This window comes from Streptococcus sp. 2021WUSS109 (genome assembly GCF_044427305.1).
GTDB lineage: Bacteria > Bacillota > Bacilli > Lactobacillales > Streptococcaceae > Streptococcus > Streptococcus suis.
The window spans coordinates 1-5,664 of sequence record NZ_JAOTGF010000041.1 but is presented as its reverse complement, the minus strand read 5'-3'; the positions used below and the strand labels follow the sequence as shown (position 1 = coordinate 5,664).

Sequence of the window (5,664 nt, the reverse complement as noted above, 5' to 3'; positions counted from 1 at the left end):
TGCTAAGCGACTACCGTATCTAACAGGGGGCAACCCCCAACTACTTCAGGCGTTCTAGGGCTTAACTGCTGTGTTCGGCATGGGTACAGGTGTATCTCCTAGGCTATCGTCACTTAACTACTGAGTCTTGTCAACTCAAAATTGAATATCTATATTCTAACAAGTTTTACCAACGCTGTCAATATTGACTTCGGTTTTAATAAGTAATTGTATTCGAACTAAAAAGCTAGTGATTTAGATAAATCGCCTTGAAGTCTAACCGACTTCGGCGTTGATTTCCTAAAATCATACGCTTTTCTTAACGTTCTCATTACTTAATTTGGATAAGTCCTCGAGCGATTAGTATTGGTCCGCTACATGTGTCGCCACACTTCCACTTCCAACCTATCTACCTGATCATCTCTCAGGGCTCTTACTAACATAAAGTTATGGGAAATCTCATCTTGAGGTGGGTTTCACACTTAGATGCTTTCAGCGTTTATCCCGTCCCTACATAGCTACCCAGCGATGCCTTTGGCAAGACAACTGGTACACCAGCGGTAAGTCCACTCTGGTCCTCTCGTACTAGGAGCAGATCCTCTCAAATTTCCTACGCCCGCGACGGATAGGGACCGAACTGTCTCACGACGTTCTGAACCCAGCTCGCGTGCCGCTTTAATGGGCGAACAGCCCAACCCTTGGGACCGACTACAGCCCCAGGATGCGACGAGCCGACATCGAGGTGCCAAACCTCCCCGTCGATGTGAACTCTTGGGGGAGATAAGCCTGTTATCCCCAGGGTAGCTTTTATCCGTTGAGCGATGGCCCTTCCATACGGAACCACCGGATCACTAAGCCCGACTTTCGTCCCTGCTCGAGTTGTAGCTCTCGCAGTCAAGCTCCCTTATACCTTTACACTCTGCGAATGATTTCCAACCATTCTGAGGGAACCTTTGGGCGCCTCCGTTACCTTTTAGGAGGCGACCGCCCCAGTCAAACTGCCCGTCAGACACTGTCTCCGATAGGGATAACCTATCCGGGTTAGAGTAGCCATAACACAAGGGTAGTATCCCAACAGCGCCTCCGTCGAAACTGGCGTCCCGACTTCGTAGGCTCCTACCTATCCTGTACATGTGGTACAGATACTCAATATCAAACTGCAGTAAAGCTCCATGGGGTCTTTCCGTCCTGTCGCGGGTAACCTGCATCTTCACAGGTACTAAAATTTCACCGAGTCTCTCGTTGAGACAGTGCCCAAATCATTACGCCTTTCGTGCGGGTCGGAACTTACCCGACAAGGAATTTCGCTACCTTAGGACCGTTATAGTTACGGCCGCCGTTTACTGGGGCTTCAATTCAGATCTTCGCTCGCGCTAAACCCTCCTCTTAACCTTCCAGCACCGGGCAGGCGTCACCCCCTATACATCATCTTACGATTTAGCAGAGAGCTGTGTTTTTGATAAACAGTTGCTTGGGCCTATTCACTGCGGCTGACTGTAAGTCAGCACCCCTTCTCCCGAAGTTACGGGGTCATTTTGCCGAGTTCCTTAACGAGAGTTCTCTCGCTCACCTGAGGCTACTCGCCTCGACTACCTGTGTCGGTTTGCGGTACGGGTAGAGTATGATACATCGCTAGAAGCTTTTCTCGGCAGTGTGACGTCACTAACTTCGCTACTTAACTTCGCTCCCCATCACAGCTCAATGTTACAGATACAAGCATTTGACTCATATCACACCTCACTGCTTAGACGGGCACTTCCAATCGCCCGCTTTAGTTAGCCTACTGCGTCCCTCCATCACTTCATACTCTAGTACAGGAATATCAACCTGTTGTCCATCGGATACACCCTTCGGTCTCTCCTTAGGTCCCGACTAACCCAGGGCGGACGAGCCTTCCCCTGGAAACCTTAGTCTTACGGTGGATGGGATTCTCACCCATCTTTCGCTACTCATACCGGCATTCTCACTTCTATGCGTTCCAGCACTCCTCACGGTATACCTTCTTCACACATAGAACGCTCTCCTACCATAACACCTAAGTGTTATCCACAGCTTCGGTAAATTGTTTCAGCCCCGGTACATTTTCGGCGCAGGGTCACTCGACTAGTGAGCTATTACGCACTCTTTGAATGAATAGCTGCTTCTAAGCTAACATCCTAGTTGTCTGTGCAACCCCACATCCTTTTCCACTTAACAATTATTTTGGGACCTTAGCTGGTGGTCTGGGCTGTTTCCCTTTCGACTACGGATCTTAGCACTCGCAGTCTGACTGCCGACCATAAATCATTGGCATTCGGAGTTTATCTGAAATCAGTAAACCGAGATGGCCCCCTCATCCAAACAGTGCTCTACCTCCAAGATTCTCAAATGTCGACGCTAGCCCTAAAGCTATTTCGGAGAGAACCAGCTATCTCCAAGTTCGTTTGGAATTTCTCCGCTACCCACAAGTCATCCAAGCACTTTTCAACGTGCCCTGGTTCGGTCCTCCAGTGCGTCTTACCGCACCTTCAACCTGCTCATGGGTAGGTCACATGGTTTCGGGTCTACGACATAATACTAATCCGCCCTATTAAGACTCGGTTTCCCTACGGCTCCGTCTCTTCAACTTAACCTCGCATCATATCGTAACTCGCCGGTTCATTCTACAAAAGGCACGCTCTCACCCATTAACGGGCTCGAACTTGTTGTAGGCACACGGTTTCAGGTTCTATTTCACTCCCCTTCCGGGGTACTTTTCACCTTTCCCTCACGGTACTGGTTCACTATCGGTCACTAGAGAGTATTTAGGGTTGGGAGATGGTCCTCCCGGATTCCGACGAGATTTCGCGTGTCTCGCCGTACTCAGGATACTGCTAGGTATAAAGAATATTTCAAATACGAGGCTTTTACTCTCTTTGGCCTACCTTCCCAGGTAGTTCTTCTATACTCTTTAAGTCCACATTGCAGTCCTACAACCCCGAGGAGTAAACTCCTCGGTTTGCCCTCCTGCCGTTTCGCTCGCCGCTACTAAGGCAATCGCTTTTGCTTTCTCTTCCTGCAGCTACTTAGATGTTTCAGTTCACTGCGTCTTCCTCTTCACTACCTTAACAGTAGTGAGTGACAGGCATTACCTGCCGGGTTCCCCCATTCGGACATCCCTGGATCATTGCTTACTTACAGCTCCCCAAGGCATTTCGTCGTTAGTCACGTCCTTCATCGGCTTCTAGTGCCAAGGCATCCACCGTGCGCCCTTATTAACTTAACCTTATAATCGTACTCAGACTAGAAAACTAGTGATTTAGACAAATCCTCTTGTAGTCCTTAGACTACTGCGATGATTTCCTAAAATCATACACTTTCCTTAACGTCTTCGTAACTTGTTTTAACCTAATTTTTCAAAAATTAGAAAACTCATTAAATATTCACAGCGTTTTCGGTTTATTTTCTTGTTACTATTTCTATACGTACTGTTACATACGTTTAGGAATGTTTGATAGATATTCAATTTTCAATGGACAAGTTTAGGATATGAACGACGGTCGCTTCTGCGAAACTTCTGGAGAAAATTAGGAATCTGACGCTGTGTGTCTTACACACAAGGAAGATTATCTATTTTCCTATTTCCTAAGAAGTTAGTCGTGAATTCAACTTCACTGCTATTCAGTTTAGTAGGATTCCTATCCTATGGAGCCTAGCGGGATCGAACCGCTGACCTCCTGCGTGCAAAGCAGGCGCTCTCCCAGCTGAGCTAAGGCCCCACAAGACCTCTCAAAATTAAAGAAGACTAACGTACAGGTTCCATTTCCTTAGAAAGGAGGTGATCCAGCCGCACCTTCCGATACGGCTACCTTGTTACGACTTCACCCCAATCATCTATCCCACCTTAGGCGGCTGGCTCCTAAAAGGTTACCTCACCGACTTCGGGTGTTACAAACTCTCGTGGTGTGACGGGCGGTGTGTACAAGGCCCGGGAACGTATTCACCGCGGCGTGCTGATCCGCGATTACTAGCGATTCCGACTTCATGTAGGCGAGTTGCAGCCTACAATCCGAACTGAGACTGGCTTTAAGAGATTAGCTTGCCGTCACCGACTTGCGACTCGTTGTACCAGCCATTGTAGCACGTGTGTAGCCCAGGTCATAAGGGGCATGATGATTTGACGTCATCCCCACCTTCCTCCGGTTTATTACCGGCAGTCTCGCTAGAGTGCCCAACTGAATGATGGCAACTAACAATAGGGGTTGCGCTCGTTGCGGGACTTAACCCAACATCTCACGACACGAGCTGACGACAACCATGCACCACCTGTCACCAGTGTTCCGAAGAAAAATCCTATCTCTAGGACGGTCACTGGGATGTCAAGACCTGGTAAGGTTCTTCGCGTTGCTTCGAATTAAACCACATGCTCCACCGCTTGTGCGGGCCCCCGTCAATTCCTTTGAGTTTCAACCTTGCGGTCGTACTCCCCAGGCGGAGTGCTTAATGCGTTAGCTGCGGCACTGAGTCCCGGAAAGGACCCAACACCTAGCACTCATCGTTTACGGCGTGGACTACCAGGGTATCTAATCCTGTTCGCTCCCCACGCTTTCGAGCCTCAGCGTCAGTTACAGACCAGAGAGCCGCTTTCGCCACCGGTGTTCCTCCATATATCTACGCATTTCACCGCTACACATGGAATTCCACTCTCCCCTTCTGCACTCAAGTTTGACAGTTTCCAAAGCGTACTATGGTTAAGCCACAGCCTTTTACTTCAGACTTATCAAACCGCCTGCGCTCGCTTTACGCCCAATAAATCCGGACAACGCTCGGGACCTACGTATTACCGCGGCTGCTGGCACGTAGTTAGCCGTCCCTTTCTGGTAAGATACCGTCACTGTGTGAACTTTCCACTCTCACACACGTTCTTCTCTTACAACAGAGCTTTACGATCCGAAAACCTTCTTCACTCACGCGGCGTTGCTCGGTCAGGGTTGCCCCCATTGCCGAAGATTCCCTACTGCTGCCTCCCGTAGGAGTCTGGGCCGTGTCTCAGTCCCAGTGTGGCCGATCACCCTCTCAGGTCGGCTATGTATCGATGCCTTGGTGAGCCGTTACCTCACCAACTAGCTAATACAACGCAGGTCCATCTCATAGTGAAGCAGTTGCTCCTTTCAAGCATCTACCATGCGGTAAATACTGTTATGCGGTATTAGCTATCGTTTCCAATAGTTATCCCCCGCTATGAGGCAGGTTACCTACGCGTTACTCACCCGTTCGCAACTCATCCGTCTAGTGCAAGCACCAGACTTCAGCGTTCTACTTGCATGTATTAGGCACGCCGCCAGCGTTCGTCCTGAGCCAGGATCAAACTCTCATAAAAAGTTTTGATTCAAACTCAAGCTATCACTAGCTTTCCGTTTTATTGTTTTGTTTTGTCATTGACGATTTATCCTTAGATAAATCACCCTGCACGTTTGGTTCGTCTTCTTTAATTTTCAAAGGTCTTGTTCGTTATCGCGCTCTCGCGACAACTATCTTAGTTTATCATTTCTTAGAAACTTTGTCAACACTTTTTTGAAACTTTTTTTCGTTCCTCTGTTGACTAGTCCCTCAAGAGACAACTCAATCATTCTATCATCTTCTACTGAACTTGTCAACACTTTTTCGAAACTTTTTTTCATTCCGCTACTGACTAGCCCCTCAAGAGACAACTCATTTATTCTATCA

General features: G+C 48.3%; 1 tRNA gene, 3 rRNA genes and 1 pseudogene. All 5 read right to left on the bottom strand.

Features of this window, described 5'->3' with window-relative positions:
- Nucleotide 1: 1 nt before the first annotated feature.
- Nucleotides 2-117 (bottom strand): 5S ribosomal RNA (gene rrf / locus ODU37_RS10430).
- A gap of 202 nt (nt 118-319) precedes the next feature.
- Nucleotides 320-3,223: ribosomal RNA gene (locus ODU37_RS10425) — 23S ribosomal RNA — on the bottom strand.
- A gap of 420 nt (nt 3,224-3,643) precedes the next feature.
- Nucleotides 3,644-3,716 (bottom strand) — tRNA-Ala (locus ODU37_RS10420).
- 52 nt (nt 3,717-3,768) lie between these two features.
- Nucleotides 3,769-5,317: ribosomal RNA gene (locus ODU37_RS10415) — 16S ribosomal RNA — on the bottom strand.
- Together the 16S, 23S and 5S rRNA genes with 1 tRNA gene alongside form the textbook arrangement of a ribosomal RNA operon.
- A 151-nt stretch (nt 5,318-5,468) precedes the next feature.
- Nucleotides 5,469-5,664: pseudogene (locus ODU37_RS10410) on the bottom strand (hypothetical protein); the annotation flags it as partial.